Source organism: Streptomyces sp. NRRL B-24085 (assembly GCF_001282115.1).
Classification (GTDB): domain Bacteria; phylum Actinomycetota; class Actinomycetes; order Streptomycetales; family Streptomycetaceae; genus Streptomyces.
In genome coordinates this window covers 1-17,730 of sequence record NZ_LJBR01000015.1, presented here as the reverse complement: position 1 = coordinate 17,730, position 17,730 = coordinate 1, and the positions used below count along the sequence as shown (strand labels likewise).

The window sequence follows — 17,730 nt, the reverse complement described above, 5'->3', positions numbered from 1 at the left end:
GTGACTAGCTCACGTTGACCGCGGACCAGGCCGCCGCCACCGCCTTGTACTCGGTGCTGGTGGAGCCGTACAGGGCCGACGCCGCCGAGAGCGTGCCCGTGCGGGCCGCCTTGTAGTTGGTCGTCGACGTGAAGTACGTCGTCAGCGCCTTGTACCAGATCTGCAGCGCCTTGGCGCGGCCGATGCCGGTGACCGTGGAGCCGTTGGACGTGGGCGAGTTGTAGGACACGCCGTTGATCGTCTTGGCGCCGCTGCCCTCCGCGAGGAGGTAGAAGAAGTGGTTCGCGACGCCGGACGAGTAGTGGACGTCCTTGCTGCCGACGGAGGAGGACCAGTAGTCGGCCGAGCCGCCGTCCTTGCTGGGCTTGTCCATGTAGCGCAGCGGGGTGCCGTCGCCGTTGATGTCGATCTCCTCGCCGATGAGGTAGTCACCGACGTCGTTGGAGTTGGCGGCGTAGAACTCCACGCCCGTGCCGAAGATGTCCGAGGTCGCCTCGTTGAGGCCGCCGGACTCGCCGGAGTAGTTCAGGCCCGCCGTGTTCGAGGTGACGCCGTGGCTCATCTCGTGGCCGGCCACGTCCAGCGAGGTCAGCGGGTTGACGTTGCCCTCGCCGTCGCCGTACGTCATGCAGAAGCAGCTGTCGTCCCAGAACGCGTTGACGTACTGGTTGCCGTAGTGGACCCGGGAGTAGGCCGCGACACCGTTGTTCTTGATGCCGCTGCGGCCGAAGGTGGACTTGTAGAAGTCCCAGGTCTCCGCCGCGCCGTAGGCGGCGTCGACGGCCGCCGTCTGGTCGGTGGTGGAGCTGGAGGCCGCGCCGGTGCCCCAGACGTTGTCGGCGTCCGTGAACAGGGTGCCCGCGGAGGAGCTGGTGCCGTGCGCCTTGTTGTACGTCTTGTGGCCGCCGCGGGTGCCGTCGGTCAGCTGGTACGTCGAGCCCGACAGGGTCGTCTCCAGGCTGACCGTGCCCGAGTACAGGCTCTTGCCGGTGCCGGTCGCGTTCTCGATGTCCTGGTACTCGTAGAGCTTCTTGCCGGTGGCCGCGTCGGTGATGACGTGGAGCCGGCTCGGCGTGCCGTCGTCCTGGAAGCCGCCGACGATCGTCTCGTAGGCGAGGACAGGGCTGCCGGAGGCGGCCCAGACGACCTTGCGGGCGCCGTCGGCGGCGGTCTTGTCGGAACCCGCGGCCTTGGCAGCGCTCAGCGCCTGGGTCTCCGCCTTGGCGACGGTGACCTTCGGGGTCAGGGAGGCGACCTTGATGGTCTTGGCCGTCGCCTTGGAGACGCCCTCGGTCGTACCGGACTTCGACTCGTGGACGACCAGGTCGCCGCCGAGGACGGGCAGGCCCTCGTAGGTGCGCTCGTAACGGGTGTGGACCGTGCCGTCGGCGTCTCTGACGACGTCCTTGACGACCAGCTTCTCCTTGGCGCCGAGGCCTATCTCCCGGGCCGTGGTCCCGGCGTCGGCCTGCTGCTCCTTGATGAGGGACGTGCGCGCGGCCGCGGAGAGCTGGACCGGGGCACCCGCGAGGGTTGCCGTGCCGGTGCCTTCGGCCGGGGTCACGGCGGCGGCACTTCCGGTGGTCAGACCGGTGGTGAGCAGGGCCCCGGCCGCGACGGCGGTGGCGATGGCCAGGGTGGTGCGCTTGTGACGCGCGTAGAGGGGGGTCACACAAGCTCCTTCGTGGGGGAGCCCGGAGGGCGTGGGGTGCCTTCCGGGGTGGCAGTGAAGTTGTGCGGCGGTTGTGAGGAAGCGTGGCATCAAGGCGCGTACATGTCATGACCCCGATGTGATGTTGGCCGAAAGTCGACCAACAGGTGAACATTGCAGCAATGTAAAGCGACTTGAGCTGGGCAAAGCCCCAACAACCCGTCAGTCATGGGATGGCAAAAAGAGGGCGCCGCCCCGGGGAGTCGAACCACCGGGACGGCGCCCTGTCCGGGCCGGAGCGACCTACGGGAAGGTCAGCTTCCAGCTGTTGATGTAACCGGTGTCCTGGGCCGCGTTGTCCTGGACCCGCAACTGCCAGGTCCCGTTGGCGACCTCGGAGGAGGCGTTCACCGTGTACGTGGTGTTGAGGTTGTCGGTGCTGCCGCCGGTCCCGTACGCCTTCAGCGTGTACGCCGTGCCGTCGGGGGCGATCAGCTGCACCCGGAGGTCACCGATGTAGGTGTGCACGATGTCGACCGACACCGCGAGGTTCGAGGGCGCGTTGCCCGTACGCCCCGACACGGTGATCGGCGAGTTGACCGCCGCCCCGTTGTCCGGAATCGATACGTCGGTGGTCGACTCGAACGAGGTGCCGCCACCGCCGCCGCCGGGACGCGAGCCGACCGCCACGCCCGCCCAGGCGTTCGCCACGGCCGTGTACTCGGCGCTCGTGGTGCCGTACAGCTCACCGGCCGCCGCGAGGGTGCCGGTGCGGGCCGCCGCGTAGTTCGTCGTCGACGTGAACTTCGTGGTCAGTGCGCGGAACCAGATCTTCTCCGCCTTGTCCCGGCCGATGCCGGTGACCGGAAGGCCGTCCGACGTCGAGGAGTTGTAGGTGACACCGTTGATGGTCTTGGTGCCGCTGCCCTCCGACAGGAGGTAGAAGAAGTGGTTCGCCGGGCCGGACGAGTAGTGGACGTCCACCGAACCGATCCCCGAGTACCAACTGTCCTTGGACGCGCCGTCCTTGCTGGGCTTGTCCATGTAGCGCAGCGGGGTGCCGTCGCCGTTGATGTCGATCTCCTCGCCGATGAGGTAGTCACCGACGTCGGAGGAGTTGTTGGCGTAGAACTCGACGGCCGTGCCGAAGATGTCGGAGGTCGCCTCGTTCAGACCGCCGGACTCGCCCGAGTAGTTGAGCCCCGCGGTGTTCGACGTGACGCCGTGGGTCATCTCGTGACCGGCCACGTCGATCGACGTCAGCGGGTGGGTGTTGCCCGAGCCGTCGCCGTACGTCATGCAGAAGCAGCTGTCCGACCAGAACGCGTTGACGTAGTTGTTGCCGTAGTGGACCCGGGAGTACGCCCCGACCCCGTCACCGCGGATGCCCGAACGCCCCTGCACGTTCTTGTAGTAGTCCCAGGTGAGCGCGGCACCGTAGTGCGCGTCCGCGCCGGCCGTCTCCGCGTTGGAGGCGCTGCCGTTGCCCCACACGTCGTCGGGGCCCGAGAAGAGGGTGCCCGTGCCGGAGGTGCCGCGGTTGAGGTTGTACGTCTTGTGGCCGCCGCGCGCCCCGTCGGTCAGGTTGTACGTCGACCCGGACTGGGTGGTGCCGAGGGTGACCGTTCCGCTGTACATGGTGTTGCCGGTGCCGGTCTCGATGGCCTGGTACTCGTAGAGCTTCGCCCCGGTCGCCGCGTCCGTGATCACGTGCAGCTCGTTCGGCGTGCCGTCCTCCTGGAGACCGCCGACGACCGTCTCGTACGCCAGGGTCGGGGTGCCGTTGCCGGCCCAGATCACCTTGCGCGGGGCGCGGTTGGTGTCGGCCTTCTCGGCGCCGGCGGCCTGCGCGGCCTTCAGCGCCTGCGCGGTGGCCTTGGCGGCGGTCACCTTCGGGGTCACGGAGGCGACCTTGATGGTCTTGTTCGTCGCCTTGACGACCCCCTCGGTCGCCCCCGACTTCGTGGTCTCCACGACGAGGTCGCCGCCGAGGACGGGCAGGCCGTCGTAGGTGCGCTCGTAGCGGGTGTGCAGCGTGCCGTCGCCGTCCTTGACGACGTCACGGACGACCAGCTGCTCCTTGCTGCCGAGGCCGAGGTCCTTGGCGGTGTCCGCCTTCGTGGCGTTCGCCTGGCGTATCAGCTCGGCGCGCTGGGCGGGGCTGAGCTTGAGGGACTCGGCGCCCGGGATCACCTTGCTCGCGGCCGACGGTGCCTTCTCCGGGGCTGCGGTGGCGGCGCCCGACTGGACGGCCGCGGCGATCAGGGCCGAGACGCCGACAAGGGCCACGGCGGCGGCCTTGCGGGGCAGGGTGTGGGGGGTGCGTCTGTGGGAGGAACGGTCTCTCAACACTGACTCCTTCTGCGCGGCCGCGGATCACGCGGCCAGGGGAGACCGGACGGTGGGTCGACCGTCCGGGCGGTACGCGGAACGAGGTGCAGGTGGCCGCGGATCGGAACACAGCGAGGGATCTGTGAGGTTGCTGTGCGGCGGCCGTGGGAAGAGTGGCACCGGAAAGCCCGTACTGTCAGGAGCGCGTCAGAAACTTGGCCGGAAATCGTTCGTTGTCCGGGAGTTCATGTTCGCTATGCGGACGAGCCACCTTGCCCGGGCACCGGCGGCCGGTCCCCGTGCCACGACCCCCACAGCGCCGCGTACGCCCCGCCCGCCGCCACCAGCTCCTCGTGCGTGCCGAGTTCGGTGAGCAGGCCGTTCTCCATCACCGCCACCCGGTCGGCGTCGTGCGCGGTGTGCAGCCGGTGCGCGATCGCGATGACCGTGCGTCCTTCGAGTACGGCGCCCAGGGCGCGCTCGGTGTGCCGGGCGGTCGTGGGATCGAGCAGCGCGGTCGCCTCGTCGAGGATCAGCGTGTGCGGATCCGCCAGCACCACCCGGGCCAGGGCGAGCTGCTGCGCCTGCGAGCCGTCCGTACGGCAACCGTCCTCGCCGAGCGGGGTGTCGAGCCCCTCGGGCAGCTCCCGCACCCACCCGTCGGCCCCGACAGCGGCCAGGGCGGCCCACAACTCCTTGTCCCCGGCGCCGGGTTCGGCGATGAGGAGGTTGTCGCGGACCGTGCCCAGGAAGACATGGTGCTCCTGGGTGACCAGGACGACCTGGCGGCGCAGCTGCTCGGGACCCAGGCCGACCACGGGTACGCCCCCGACGGTCACCGAGCCCGACGTGGGCGCGTCGACACCGGCGAGCAGTCTGCTGAGCGTGGTCTTCCCCGCGCCCGACGGACCGACCACCGCGAGCCGTTCGCCGGGGCGCACGGTCAGGTCGACGCCGTGCAGGACCTCCCCGCCGCGGCCGTAGGAGTAGCGCACACCGGTGACGTCGATACGGTCGCCGGCCGGGGTGGGCGAGTCCGTGGAGTCGGCCCGCGGGGCCGCGGCGAGGCCCTCCACCCGGGCGAACGAGGCCCCGCTGGACTGGAGTTGCTCGACCCGCACGAGGATCTGGTCGAGCGGGGTGACCAACTGCTGGAGATACAGGGCGGCCGCCACGACCGAACCCAGGCTCAGCACGCCCCGCGCGTGCAGGGCGCCGCCGACCAGCAGCACGCCGGCCACCGGCAGGATGTACGCCACCTCCACCACCGGGAAGAACACACTGCGCAGGTGGAGCGTGTACAGACGGGTGCGGCGGGCCGTGTCGAGGGCCTCCCGGCTCGCCCGCACGCGCCGCTCCTGAAGCCGCAGCGCCTCGACCGTGCGGGCCCCGGACGCGGTGGCCGCGAGGATCTCGGCGACGTCGGAGGTGGCCTCGCCCTCGGCCAGGTAACCGTCCCGCGCCCGGCGCAGGTACCAGCGCAGCACGAACCAGATGGGCAGCAGGCCGAACACGCCGACCGCGCCGAGCAGCGGGTCCAGCACGAACACCGCGGCGAGCAGGAACAGGAACTGCACGGAGTTGATGAGCAGTTCGGGGCCCGCGTCGCGGAGCGTGGTGCCGACGGTGGCCACGTCGGCGGTACCCCGGGCGGTGAGGTCACCGGTGCCGGCGCGTTCCACGACCGAGGCGGGCAGGGCGAGCGTGCGGTCCACGAACTCCTCGCGGACGCGGGCCAGGGTGCGCTCGCCGAAGCGGTGGCCGACATAGCGGGCCCAGCGGGCCAGGAGGAGCTGGCCGGTCGCGCACACCACGAGGACGGCGGCGAGCCGGTCCACCGCGGACACGCCCGCGCCGGCACGTACCTCGTCGATGATCCGGCCCAGCAGCCAGGGCCCGGCGAGGCCGGTGAGGGCGGCGGCGGAGTTCAGGGCGAGGACGGCGGTGAAGGCGCGGGCGTCCTTGCGGACCAGCCGGCCGGCGGCCCGCCGTACGGTGACCTGATCGGCGACGGGGAGGTGACCCCTGCTCACTTCACGACCTCCACGTCTCGCGCGACCAGGGCGCGGTATCCCGGTTCCGTGCCGAGGAGTTGCTGGTGGGTGCCGGTCGCGGCGAGCTTGCCGTCGACCAGGTAGAGGACCGTGTCGGCCTGGTCCAGGACGAGAGGGGAGGTGGTGGTGACGGCTGTGGTGCGGCCGTCACGGGCGCGCTTGAGGCGTTCGGCCACGAGGGCTTCCGTGTGGGCGTCCAGGGCGGAGGTGGGTTCCACGGCCAGGAGGACCTCCGGGTCGGCGAGGAGGGCCCTGACCAGCCGGACGCGCTGGCGCTGGCCGCCGGAGAGGTTGCGGGCCTGGGCGTCGACGGGTGAGTCGAGACCGTCGGGGAGGCCCTGCACGATGTCGTCCGCCACGGCCGCGTGCAGGGCGGCCGCGAGTGCGCTGTGACCGGCCGCGCAGTTCCCCTTGTGGGGCGCCACCACCTCGCGCAGGCTTCCCGCGAACAGGTCCGCCTCGTGGTCCGCCAGCAGGATGTGCTCCCTGACCTGGGGCAGCCTGATCTCGTCCACGGGGACCCCGGCCCAGGTCGCCCGCGACGGGGTGTAGCGGGCCAGACGGTCCAGGACCGCGGCCGTGTCCGTGGGGTGTGCCGCGGCCAGTGCCGTCAGCTGGCCCGGCAGGATGCTCACCCCCGACTCCGGGTCGTGCAGGACCGAGGGTTCCGCCGGGGCGTCCCGGGTGCCCCGGTCCTCCAGCGGCTCCAGGCGCAGGAACCGTACGACCCGCCGGGCCGCGACCACGCCCCGGCTCAGCTGGTACCCGCACTCCACCCAGAACGCCACCGGGCCGACCAGGACCGCGACATAGCCGTACACCGCCACCAGCTCGCCCACGGTGATGTCCCCCCGGGCGGCCAGCCGGGCCGCGAGCCAGGTGACCACGGCGAGGAACAGGGTGGGCAGGCCGACGCCGAGGGCCTGCACCCAGCTCGTGACCGCGCCGACCCGGTAGCCCTGGGACCGCAGGCGCTGGGAGTCCCGCTGGAAGGCGTCGGCGACCAGGGACTTGCCGCCGAGGCCGTTGAGGACGCGCAGGCCGCCCGCCAGGTCGGCGATACGGGCGGTGAGGACGCCCTGCCGGTCGCGGTACTCCGTCTCGGCGCCCTGGAGGCGGGACAGGAACGGGCCCACGAGGACGACGATGGCCGGGATGCCGAGCAGGACCACGGCCGCGAGGACCGGGGAGACCGAGACCAGCACGGCGGCGACCGTCAGATAGGCGACGCAGGCGCCCACCCCCGGGCCGACCACGGTCAGGGCGCCGGCGATCGTCTGCACGTCGCCCACGCCGATCGTGACGACCTCACCGGCCCCGGTCCGGCGCGAGAGCGCGGCGCCGAGCCGGACCGCCTGCCCGACGACCACCTTGACCGTGCGGAAGTTGGCGTCCATCCGCACCCGGGTCATCGTGCGGTGCCGCATGATGCTCAGCCAGGCGTTGAACGAACCGACCGCGAACAGCGCGCAGCTCCAGCCCGCCAGCGCCGGCCAGTCGCCCGGCTCCAGACCCTCGTCGATCGCCTTCGCCATCAGGTACGGCGTCGCCGCCAGCAGCACCATCCAGGTACTGCCCAGCAGCGCCCCGGCCGCGGACCGCCCCGGCTGGCAGCGCACCAGCCACCACAGATAACGCCAGCCGCCCCGGACGTCGGGCGTGCCGGGGTCCTCGTACGCGTCGATCACCTGTGCCCCCGATCACCGATGGGTCCGCTCACGCCAGACTGTCCCGCCAGGCCCGGTGCAGATCCGCGAACCGGCCCGTGCCCGCGGTCAGTTCGGCCGGTGTGCCGTCCTCGACGATCCTGCCGTGCTCCATGACCAGGACCCGGTCGGCGATCTCCACGGTCGACAGCCGGTGCGCGATCACCACCGCCGTACGGCCCTTGAGGACCGTGTCCATCGCCCGCTGCACGGCCCGCTCACCCGGGACGTCGAGCGAACTGGTCGCCTCGTCCAGGATCAGCACCGACGGATCGGCGAGCAACGCCCGTGCGAACGCCACGAGTTGACGCTGACCCGCCGAGATGCGGCCGCCCCGCTTGCGTACGTCCGTGTCGTAGCCGTCGGGCAGCGCGCTGATGAAGTCGTGCGCCCCGATCGCCTTCGCGGCCCGCTCGATCTCCTCGCGGCCGGCGTCCGGGCGGCCGATCGCGATGTTCTCGGCGACCGTGCCCGAGAACAGGAACGCCTCCTGCGTCACCATGACCACCCCGCGCCGCAGTTCGGGCATCGCGAGGTCGCGCAGGTCGACACCGTCGAGCAGGACCCGGCCGGCGGAGGGGTCGTAGAAACGGGCCAGCAGCTTGGCCAGGGTCGACTTGCCGGCGCCGGTCGAGCCGACCACCGCGACCGTCTGCCCGGCGGGCAGGACGAGGTCGAAACGGGGGAGCACCTCGCCGCCGGTGCGGTAGCCGAACGACACGCCCTCGAAGACGACCTCGCGGCCGGGACGGTCCGGGGACTCGAGCACCGGGAGCTGCCGGGGAGCCGACGGCTCCGGCACGGTCGGGGTCTGGGCGAGCAGGCCCGCGATCTTCTCCAGGGAGGCCGCCGCCGACTGGTAGGAGTTCAGGAACATCCCGAGCCGGTCGATCGGGTCGTACAGCCGCCGCAGGTACAGCACCGCGGCGGCCAGCACGCCCAGCTCCAGCGAGTCCTGCGCCACCCGGTAGGCGCCCCACAGCACGATCCCCGCGACGGCCGCGTTGGCGACCAGCCGGGACCCGACGACATAGCGGGCCATCTCCAGGAGCGCGTCGCCGTTGACCCGCTCGTGCCGCTTGTTCAGCACGGCGAAGTCGGCGTCGTTGGCGGCCTCGCGGCGGAACGCGCGCACCGGCCGGATGCCGTTCATCGTCTCCACGAACTTCACGATCACCGCGGCGATCGCGGTCGACCGCTTCCGGTACACCCGGCCCGCGCGCCGCCGGTAGACCCGCACGAGCAGGTACAGCGGCACGAAGGAGGCCACCGCGACGGCGCCGAGCCCGAGGTCCAGCCAGAGCAGCAGGGCGGAGATGTAGAGGAATGACAGGATGACGGTGACGAGCTCCTGGAGGCCCTCGTCGAGCAGTTCGCGCAGCGACTCCACGTCCGTCGTGGAACGGGAGATCAGCCGGCCCGAGGTGTAGCGCTCGTGGAAGTCGATGCTCAGCGCCTGCGCGTGGCGGAAGATCCGGCCGCGCAGGTCGAGCAGCACGTCCTGGTTGACGCGCGCGGAGGCCCGGATGAAGGCGTACTGGAGCCCGCCGGAGGCCAGCGCGCACAGCAGATAGCCGGCGCCGACCGCGATCAGCGGGCCGTTGTCGTGGTCGCGGAAGGCGGGCACGGCCCGGTCGATCGCGTACGCCACGAGCAGCGGGCCCGCCTGTACGGCCGCCTGCTGGAGCAGCAGCAGGAGGGTCGTGACGGCGACCCTGCCCTTCATCGGGGCGAGCAGGGAACGCAGCAGCAGGGCCGTGGAGTTCGGGGGAGCGGGGAGCCGGTCCTGGTCGAAGGCGACGTCGGAGTCCTTCGCCGCCGGCAGGCCGGGTTCCTCGTCCGCGGGGGGCGCGGACGTCGTGGGGGCCGTCATCGGGCGTCCTCCGTTTCCCGGGAATCCCCGGACCGTCCTCCGGACCTCTCTTCGGAATCCACGGACCCTTCTCCGGCATCCCCGGCCCCGGACATCAGGTGGGCGTACTCCGCGTTGGTGCGCAGGAGTTCGTGGTGGGTGCCGACCGCCGTGATGCGGCCGTTCGACAGCAGGGCGACCCGGTCGGCGAGCTGCACGGTGGAGGGGCGGTGCGCGACGATCAGGGCGGTGGTGTCGGCGAGCACGTCCCGCAGCGCGGCCTCCACCGCGGCCTCGGTGTGGACGTCCAGGGCGGACAGCGGGTCGTCCAGGACGAGGAACCGGGGCTTGCCGACGACGGCCCGGGCGAGGGCGAGGCGCTGGCGCTGGCCGCCGGAGAGGCTGAGGCCCTGCTCGCCGACCTGGGTCTCGGTGCCCTGGGGGAGGGCGTGCACGAAGTCCGCCTGGGCCACGGACAGGGCGCGGTCCAGTTCCCGTTCGTCCGCCCCCATCAGGACGTTGTCGCCGACGCTGGTGGAGAAGAGGGTGGGGTCCTCGAAGGCCATGGCCACCTTGGCGCGCAGTTCCTCCCGGGACATGGCGGTGATGTCCTCGCCGTCCAGGGTGATGCGGCCGGAGGTGAGCTCGTGGAGGCGGGGGACGAGGGCGGTGAGGGTGGTCTTGCCGCTGCCCGTCGCGCCGACCAGGGCCATGGACTCGCCCGGGCGGATGTGGAGGTTGATCAGGTCGAGGACGGGCGGGGAGTCCTCGGGGGCGTCGGGGTAGCGGAACCGGACGTCGTGGAACCGCAGGCCGTCCGCGGACCGCCGGGAGGCTGCCGCGCCGCTCGCACGGGTCTCCTGTTCCGGTACCTCGTCCATCGCCTCGAAATAGCGCTCCGTCGCCGTCGCCGCCTCCTGGCTCATCGCCAGCAGGAAGCCGATCGAGTCCACCGGCCACCTCAGCGCCAGGGCGGTGGAGAGGAACGCCACCAGCGTCCCCGCCGACAACTCCCCGTCGGCCACCTGCACACAGCCCAGCACCAGCGCAGCTCCGATGGCCACCTCCGGCAGCGTCACGATGACGGCCCAGATCGTGGCCAGGAGGCGGGCCTTGTGCAGTTCCGTGCCGCGCAGGGTGCCCGAGAGTTCACGGAACGCCCTGGCCTGCGAGCGGTGCCGGCCGAAGCCCTTGATGATGCGGATGCCGAGGACGCTCTCCTCGACGACCGTCGTGAGGTCGCCGACCTGGTCCTGGGCGAGCCGGGCCACGTGGGCGTACCGCTTCTCGAAGATCACGCAGGTGACGACGACGGGGATCGCGGGACCCAGGATGACCAGGCCGAGCGTCCAGTCCTGGAGCAGCATGATGATCACACCGACGAGAATCGTCACGCCGTTGACCAGCAGGAAGGTCAGCGGGAAGGCGAGGAACATGCGCAGCAGCATGAGGTCCGTGGTGGCCCGGGACAGCAGTTGGCCGGACGCCCAGCGGTCGTGGAAGGCCACCGGGAGCCGCTGGAGGTGCCGGTACAGGCCCGCCCGCATCTCCGCCTCCACATGGGAGAGCGGCCGCGCCACCAGCCACCGCCGCAGCCCGAACAGCAGGGCCTCGGTGAACCCGAGCAGCAGCAGGTACAGCGCCCCGAGCCACACGCCCGCCGTGTCCCCGTCGGCGACCGGTCCGTCCACCATCCACTTCAGCACGAGCGGGATCACCAGACCCGTGCAGGAGGCGAGGACCGCCACGAACGCGGCGGTGAACAGCCGCGCGCGGGCGGGTCGCACGTACGGCCACAGACGCAGCAGCGTCCGCACGGCCGATCGGTCCTTGGTGGTTGCACGTGTCGTGGGCATCAGCAGCGAGCCTACGGACCGGCACTGACAACGCCCACCTAGTTTTGGCCGGACCCGCGTCGGTCGCCGGACCTACGACCTGCGTGTTCGAGGGGCCGTACGGGAAGCGCCGAGGGGGTCGTACCCCCGCATCAACCGATCGGCCGATGCCGGGTCGAGCGCGACGGGCGATGCGGCGGCGGGGCCCGGCCCGGGACGCTGAAGCCATGTCCGTCATCGAAGTCAGCGAACTGCGCAAGTCCTACGGCGGCCGGACCGTCGTCGACGGGGTGTCCTTCGCCGTCGAGGAGGGCGAGATCTTCGGCATCCTCGGCCCGAACGGCGCCGGGAAGACCACCACCGTCGAGTGCGTCGAGGGCCTCAGGGCCCCCGACGCGGGCTGCGTCCGGGTCACCGGCCTCGACCCCGTCGCCGACCACGCGCGCGTGGCCCGGGTCCTCGGCGCCCAGCTCCAGGAGAGCGAACTCCAGGCCAAGCTCACCGTCCGCGAGGCGCTGGAGCTGTACTCGACGTTCTACGAGCGGCCCCTCGACTGGCGGCCGCTCGCCGAGCGCCTGGGGCTCACCCAGCAGCTCACCACCCGCTTCGGCAGGCTGTCCGGCGGCCAGAAGCAGCGCCTGTTCATCGCGCTCGCCCTCGTCGGCAACCCGCGGATCGTCGTCCTGGACGAGCTGACAACCGGCCTCGACCCGCGGGCCCGCCGCGACACCTGGGAGCTCATCGAGGACGTCCGCGCGGGCGGGGTGACCGTCCTGCTCGTCACCCACTTCATGGAGGAGGCGCAGCGGCTCTGCGACCGGATCGCCGTCATCGACGCGGGCCGGGTCGCCGCCCTGGACACCCCGGCCGGGCTCATCCGGCGCTCGGCGGGTGCCACCGTCATCAGCTTCACCCCGTCCGCCCCGCTCGACGCGCACGAGCTGAACGCCCTGCCCGCGCTCGCCGCCATCGAGGACCGGGAGGGCCGTCTCACCCTCTCCGGCACCGACGAGACGGTGAACGCCGTCATCACCCTGCTCGCCCGCCGGCACGTCACCGCCCACCAGCTCCGCGTCGTCGACGCCACCCTCGACGACGCGTTCCTGGACCTCACCCGGACCGACAGCCAGGAGGCCACGGCATGAACACCGCGATACTGCGGACCGAGGTCCGGCTCTTCCGCCGCGAACCCGGCGCCCTCTTCTGGATCCTGCTGTTCCCCACCCTGCTCCTGGTCATCCTCGGCTCGATCCCGTCCTTCCGGAACCACGACCCCGACCTCGGGGGCCTGCGGACCGTCGACGTCTACGTCCCGGTGGCCGTGCTGCTCGGCCTGACCGTCGGCGGCCTCCAGTCCATGCCGCAGACCCTCACCGGCTACCGCGAACGCGGCATCCTGCGCCGCATGGCCACCACCCCGGTCCGCCCGGCCGCCCTGCTCACCGCGCAGATGGCCGTGTACGGCGGTGCCGCCCTCGCGTCCGCGCTGCTCGCCCTCCTCGTCGGCCGCCTCGCCTTCGCCGTACGACTGCCCGAACAGCCCCTCGGATACCTGCTCGCCCTGCTCCTCGCCGTGTCGGCCGCCCTCGCGCTGGGTGCCGTGGTCTCGGCGCTGTCCCGGACCACGAAGATCGCCGGCGCGATCGGGTCCGCCGTGTTCTTCCCGGCGATGTTCTGCGCGGGCGTGTGGGCGCCGGTGCAGACCATGCCGCACGTGCTGGCCCGGATCGTCGGGTGCACGCCGTTCGGCGCCGCCGCCGAGGCACTCAACCGGGCCGCGGCCGGCGACTGGCCGGGCTGGACCCACCTGGGCGTCCTCGTCGTCTGGACGCTGCTGCTCACCGCCGCGGCGTCGCGCTGGTTCCGCTGGGAGTGAGGAAATCGCCGTGCAGACTGGGGAGATGAACGCGTCGGACGCCAGGATCGACAGGTACTGGGAGCGGCTGCACATCTGGGGGCCCTACGGACTGCTCGGCACCGGACTCGTCCTCGCGGTCGTCTCCGCGGGCATCATGGACGGACCCGTCGACTGGTATCTCGTCGCGGCCCTGGTCGGCGCCGCGGTCCTGCTCCAGTCGTGGTGGCACGGCACCCGGCACCGGCGCCCCCACCGCGGCCGCAGCCCCTCCCGGGCCGGGACCGCCTACTACTCCGTGCGCTGGGCGATCGCCTTCGTCCTGACCTGGCTCAACCCGTTCTTCGCGTTCTACGCCGCGAGCGGCTACATGGACGCCGACGAACTGATCCCGGGCCGGTGGCGGCGGCTCGGACTGTTCGCCAGCGCGGTCACCGTCGCGGGTGCGCAGGCCGGCGGACTGATGCCCCAGAGCACCGCCCAGTGGCTCGGCTTCGCCGCGCTCCTGGCCGCCAACTTCGGCCTCCAGTCGGTCGTCGCCCACATCACCGAGCAGGAGGAGCAGCGTTCACGCGACCGCGCCTCGACCATCGAGGCCCTCCAGCAGGCGCTCGACGAGAACGCCGCCCTGCACGCCCAACTCCTGGTCCAGGCAAGGGAAGCGGGCGTCGCGGACGAGCGCCGGCGGCTCGCCGCCGAGATCCACGACACCCTCGCCCAGGGCCTGACCGGGATCATCGCCCAGCTCCAGGTCGTCGCCAACACGCCCGACGAGAACCAGGCCCGCGAGCACGTCCACCGGGCCATGGACCTGGCCCGGCACAGCCTGGGCGAGGCACGCCGTTCGGTGCACAACCTGGCCCCGGTCGCGCTGGCCGACGCGGGCCTGCCCGAGGCCCTGAAGCAGACGGTCACCGACTGGGGCGAACGCACCGGTGTACGCGCCGAGTTCACCGCCACCGGCACCGCGCAGCAGCTCCACGAGGAGATCGCGGCCACCCTCCTGCGCATCGCCCAGGAGGCCCTCTCCAACGCCTCCCGGCACGCCCGGGCCGGCCGTCTCGGCGTCACCCTGACCTTCCTCGGCGACGAGGTCATCCTCGACATCCGCGACGACGGCGTCGGCTTCGACCCCCTCGCCGTCCCCGCCCGCACCCGTACCGGCGGCTTCGGCCTCGACGGCATGCGGGCCCGTGCCGAACGCGTCGCGGGCTCCCTCACCGTCGAGTCCGAACCGGGCCACGGCACCGCGCTGTCGGCTCGCGTACCGTTGGTCCGCCATGACCGCTGACATCACGCTGCTGATCGTCGACGACCATCCCGTCGTACGGGACGGTCTGCGCGGCATGTTCGAGTCCGCGCCCGGGTTCGCCGTCCTCGGCGAGGCGGCCGACGGCGTCGAGGCCGTCGAACGGGCCGCCGCGCTCGACCCCGACGTGATCCTGATGGACCTGCGGATGCCGGGCGGGGGCGGGGTGGACGCCATCCGCGCGCTGACCCGCGCCCGCACCCGCGCGAAGGTCCTCGTCCTGACGACGTACGACACCGACTCCGACACCCTGCCGGCCATCGAGGCCGGAGCGACCGGCTACCTCCTCAAGGACGCCCCGCGCGACGAGCTGTTCACGGCCGTGCGGGCCGCGGCGCAGGGCCGTACGGTCCTCTCCCCGGCCGTCGCCTCCCGCCTGGTCTCCGCGGTCCGCGCCCCCGGCGCCCCCGGCAACGAACCCCTCTCGGCCCGTGAGCGCGAGGTGCTCGCCCTGGTCGCCAGGGGCACCTCCAACCGCGAGATCGCCCGCGAGCTCTTCATCAGCGAGGCGACCGTGAAGACCCATCTCACCCACCTGTACGCCAAGCTGGGCGTCAAGGACCGCGCGGCGGCGGTCGCGACCGCGTACCGGCGCGGCATCCTCGGCTGAGCGCGGCAGGACTCAGCCGGCCACCCGCAGCAGCAGCACCGACCGCGCCGGCACCGTGATCGGGACCCCCGCCCGGTGGACCACCCCCGGCGCCCCGGCCTGTTCCTCCCCGGACGTGTCGACGACCACCTCGTAGCGCTCCGCCCACGGCGGTCCCGGCAGCAGGAAGTCCGCCGGGCGGTCACCGGCGTGCAGGACGGCGAGGAAGCTGTCGTCGACGATCGGCGCCCCGCGTTCGTCGCGGCCGGGGATGTCCCGCCCCGACAGATACATGCCGAGCGTGGCGGCCGGCGCGTACCAGTCCCGTTCCGTCATCTCCGTGCCGCGGGACGTGAACCAGGCCAGGTCGCGCAGGCCGTCCGCGGAGTGCGCGCGGCCGGAGAAGAAGGCGCGCCGGCGCAGCACCGGGTGGCGGTGGCGCAGCGCGATGAGCCGGGCGGTCAGGTCGAACAGCCCCTTCCAGCCGGGGTCCTCCAGCAGCCCCCAGTCCAGCCAGCTCATCTCGTTGTCCTGGCAGTATGCGTTGTTGTTGCCGCGCTGGGTGCGGCCCAGTTCGTCCCCCGCGACCAGCATCGGCACGCCCGTCGACAGCAGCAGCGTGGTCAGCAGGTTCCGCAGTTGCCGCCGCCTGAGCGCCCGTACGCGCTCGTCGTCCGTCTCGCCCTCCACCCCGCAGTTCCAGGCCCGGTTGTCGTCCGTGCCGTCCCGGTTGCCCTCGCCGTTCGCCTCGTTGTGCTTCCTCTCGTACGACACCAGGTCGCGCAGGGTGAAGCCGTCGTGCGCGGTGATGAAGTTGACCGAGGCGTACGGCCGCCGGCCGCCCCACGCGTACAGGTCGCTGGAGCCGGACAGGCGGTAGCCGAGGTCCCGTACGTCCGGCAGCGCGCCCCGCCAGAAGTCGCGCACGGCGTTGCGGTAGCGGTCGTTCCACTCCGTCCACAGGGGCGGGAAGGCGCCCACCTGGTAGCCCCCGGAGCCCACGTCCCACGGCTCGGCGATCAGCTTCACGCGCCGCAGCACCGGGTCCTGCGCGATGACCGCGAGGAACGGGGACAGCATGTCGACGTCGTGCATGGAACGGGCCAGCGCGGCCGCCAGGTCGAAGCGGAAGCCGTCCACGCCCATCTCCGTCACCCAGTAGCGCAGGGAGTCGGTGATGAGCCGCAGGACGTGCGGCTGCACCACGTGCAGGGTGTTGCCGCAGCCCGTGTAGTCCGCGTACCGCCGGGCGTCGGACTGCAAGCGGTAGTACCCGCGGTTGTCGATGCCCTTGAGGGACAGGGTGGGCCCCAGCTCTCCCGCCTCCGCGGTGTGGTTGTAGACCACGTCGAGGATCACCTCGATCCCCGCGGCGTGCAGCGCGCGCACCATCCGCTTGAACTCGCCGACCTGCTGACCCGTCGTCCCGGAGGCCGCGTAGGCCGCGTGCGGCGCGAAGTAGCCGATGGAGTTGTAGCCCCAGTAGTTCTTCAGGCCGCGGCGCAGCAGGTGGTCCTCGTGGGCGAACTGGTGGACGGGGAGCAGCTCGACGGCGGTGACGCCCAGCTTGACGAGGTGCTCGACCGCGGCGGGGTGGGCGAGACCGGCGTACGTCCCGCGCAGGTGCTCGGGGATGCCGGGGTGCAGCGCCGTGAACCCCCGTACGTGCACCTCGTAGATGACCGAGTCCGCCCACGGCGTCTTCGGGCGCCGGTCCTCCGCCCAGTCGTCGTCGTCATGGACGACCACGCCCTTGGGGACGTGGGGCGCCGAGTCGCGGTCGTCGCGCACGGTGTCCGCGACCTGCTGCTGGGGCCAGTCGCGGACATGGCCGTACACCTCGGGCGGCAGGCTGAAGTCGCCGTCCACCGCGCGGGCGTACGGGTCGAGGAGCAGCTTCGCCGGGTTCCAGCGGCCGCCGGTCCACGGGTCCCAGCGGCCGTGCACCCGGAAGCCGTAGCGCTGGCCGGGCATCACCCCGGGCACGAAGCCGTGCCAGATCTCGTGCGTGAGCTCGGTGAGCCGGGCCCGGGTCTCCCTGCCGTCCGCGTCGAACAGACACAGCTCGACGGCCTCGGCACCGCCCGCCCACAGCGCGAAGTTGGTCCCCGCGACCCCGTCCGGGCCGACCCGGAACCGAGCGCCCAGCGGCGTCGGCGCGCCGGGCCGCACCGGCACGGCCGGCATCCCCCGGGGCGCCCCGTTCACCAGCGCGGCGGGGCGCTCCTCGGCGGCTTCCGTCACCGCCTCCTGCTCGGCTGCGCTGGACACCGGTCGGCCTCCCACGGCTCGTGGAACGAGGTGGAAAAGGGCGCACGGCGTCCCGGCCGCGGCACCCCCTCACGTCGTTCTCCCCTCTGTTCTGCCCAGAGCTTGCCTCGCGCTCACGTCTCCGTGTGCGATGCGCGGTACGGGGAGGGCGGGCCTGCCGTCGGGCGGCCGCGGGTGCGTGGGGGCTTGCCGCGCGGTTCCCCGCGCCCCTTCAGGGGCCCGAAGGTCACGTTTCTCCTGGGTGGGCACCGTCGTTGGGTGGGCGTGAGGCATGGAC

General features: G+C 72.1%; 11 protein-coding genes. 4 read left to right on the top strand and 7 right to left on the bottom strand.

The window, feature by feature from the left end:
- Positions 1-4: 4 nt before the first annotated feature.
- From AOJ26_RS01885 to AOJ26_RS01860, 6 genes are all read right to left on the bottom strand, one after another.
- Entirely contained in the window at positions 5-1,672 is a 1,668-nt protein-coding gene (locus tag AOJ26_RS01885; protein WP_053846378.1) for a M4 family metallopeptidase, read from the bottom strand.
- Positions 1,673-1,954: 282 nt separating this feature from the next.
- On the bottom strand, positions 1,955-4,000 hold the full coding sequence (locus AOJ26_RS01880) for a M4 family metallopeptidase (RefSeq protein ID WP_053846377.1): 2,046 nt from the start codon (positions 3,998-4,000) through the stop codon (positions 1,955-1,957).
- A gap of 236 nt (positions 4,001-4,236) precedes the next feature.
- Entirely contained in the window at positions 4,237-6,015 is a 1,779-nt protein-coding gene (locus AOJ26_RS01875) for an ABC transporter ATP-binding protein (RefSeq protein WP_053846376.1), read from the bottom strand.
- Positions 6,012-7,724: an ABC transporter transmembrane domain-containing protein gene (locus AOJ26_RS01870; RefSeq protein ID WP_053846375.1), complete on the bottom strand. Its 1,713-nt coding sequence runs from the start codon at positions 7,722-7,724 to the stop codon at positions 6,012-6,014. The genes AOJ26_RS01875 and AOJ26_RS01870 overlap by 4 nt, the downstream gene beginning before the upstream one ends.
- Before the next feature lie 28 nt (positions 7,725-7,752).
- A complete protein-coding gene (locus AOJ26_RS01865) occupies positions 7,753-9,615 on the bottom strand; it encodes an ABC transporter ATP-binding protein (RefSeq protein ID WP_053846374.1) in 1,863 nt (620 codons plus the stop codon).
- Positions 9,612-11,450 (bottom strand): ABC transporter ATP-binding protein, encoded by a 1,839-nt coding sequence (locus AOJ26_RS01860; RefSeq protein ID WP_053846373.1) that lies wholly within the window; start codon positions 11,448-11,450, stop codon positions 9,612-9,614. Before AOJ26_RS01860 ends, AOJ26_RS01865 begins: the two co-directional genes overlap by 4 nt.
- A 206-nt stretch (positions 11,451-11,656) precedes the next feature.
- Here AOJ26_RS01860 and AOJ26_RS01855 point away from each other — a divergent pair, with 206 nt between their 5' ends.
- Genes AOJ26_RS01855 through AOJ26_RS01840 form a run of 4 tightly spaced genes read left to right on the top strand, consistent with a single transcriptional unit; the run spans position 11,657 to position 15,203 of the window.
- Positions 11,657-12,574, top strand: coding sequence for an ABC transporter ATP-binding protein (locus tag AOJ26_RS01855; protein ID WP_053846372.1), 918 nt, complete (start codon positions 11,657-11,659; stop codon positions 12,572-12,574).
- Positions 12,571-13,305: an ABC transporter permease gene (locus tag AOJ26_RS01850; RefSeq protein WP_053846371.1), complete on the top strand. Its 735-nt coding sequence runs from the start codon at positions 12,571-12,573 to the stop codon at positions 13,303-13,305. The genes AOJ26_RS01855 and AOJ26_RS01850 overlap by 4 nt, the downstream gene beginning before the upstream one ends.
- A 25-nt stretch (positions 13,306-13,330) precedes the next feature.
- On the top strand, positions 13,331-14,575 hold the full coding sequence (locus tag AOJ26_RS01845) for a sensor histidine kinase (RefSeq protein WP_053846370.1): 1,245 nt from the start codon (positions 13,331-13,333) through the stop codon (positions 14,573-14,575).
- Positions 14,565-15,203 carry a response regulator gene (locus tag AOJ26_RS01840; RefSeq protein ID WP_053846369.1) on the top strand — a complete coding sequence of 213 codons (639 nt, stop codon included), beginning with the start codon at positions 14,565-14,567 and terminating at the stop codon, positions 15,201-15,203. The genes AOJ26_RS01845 and AOJ26_RS01840 overlap by 11 nt, the downstream gene beginning before the upstream one ends.
- Positions 15,204-15,215: 12 nt before the next feature.
- Here AOJ26_RS01840 and glgX read toward each other — a convergent pair whose 3' ends face one another.
- Entirely contained in the window at positions 15,216-17,453 is a 2,238-nt protein-coding gene (gene glgX / locus AOJ26_RS01835; RefSeq protein WP_053846368.1) for a glycogen debranching protein GlgX, read from the bottom strand.
- Between the last annotated feature and the right edge of the window lie 277 nt (positions 17,454-17,730).

Coding starts and splice junctions, on each gene's coding strand:
- AOJ26_RS01865 (WP_053846374.1), bottom strand. CDS start 9,615: ATGACGGCCCCCACGACGTCCGCGCCCCCCGCGGACGAGGAACCCGGC.
- AOJ26_RS01860 (WP_053846373.1), bottom strand. CDS start 11,450: ATGCCCACGACACGTGCAACCACCAAGGACCGATCGGCCGTGCGGACG.
- AOJ26_RS01855 (WP_053846372.1), top strand. CDS start 11,657: ATGTCCGTCATCGAAGTCAGCGAACTGCGCAAGTCCTACGGCGGCCGG.
- AOJ26_RS01850 (WP_053846371.1), top strand. CDS start 12,571: ATGAACACCGCGATACTGCGGACCGAGGTCCGGCTCTTCCGCCGCGAA.
- AOJ26_RS01845 (WP_053846370.1), top strand. CDS start 13,331: ATGAACGCGTCGGACGCCAGGATCGACAGGTACTGGGAGCGGCTGCAC.
- AOJ26_RS01840 (WP_053846369.1), top strand. CDS start 14,565: ATGACCGCTGACATCACGCTGCTGATCGTCGACGACCATCCCGTCGTA.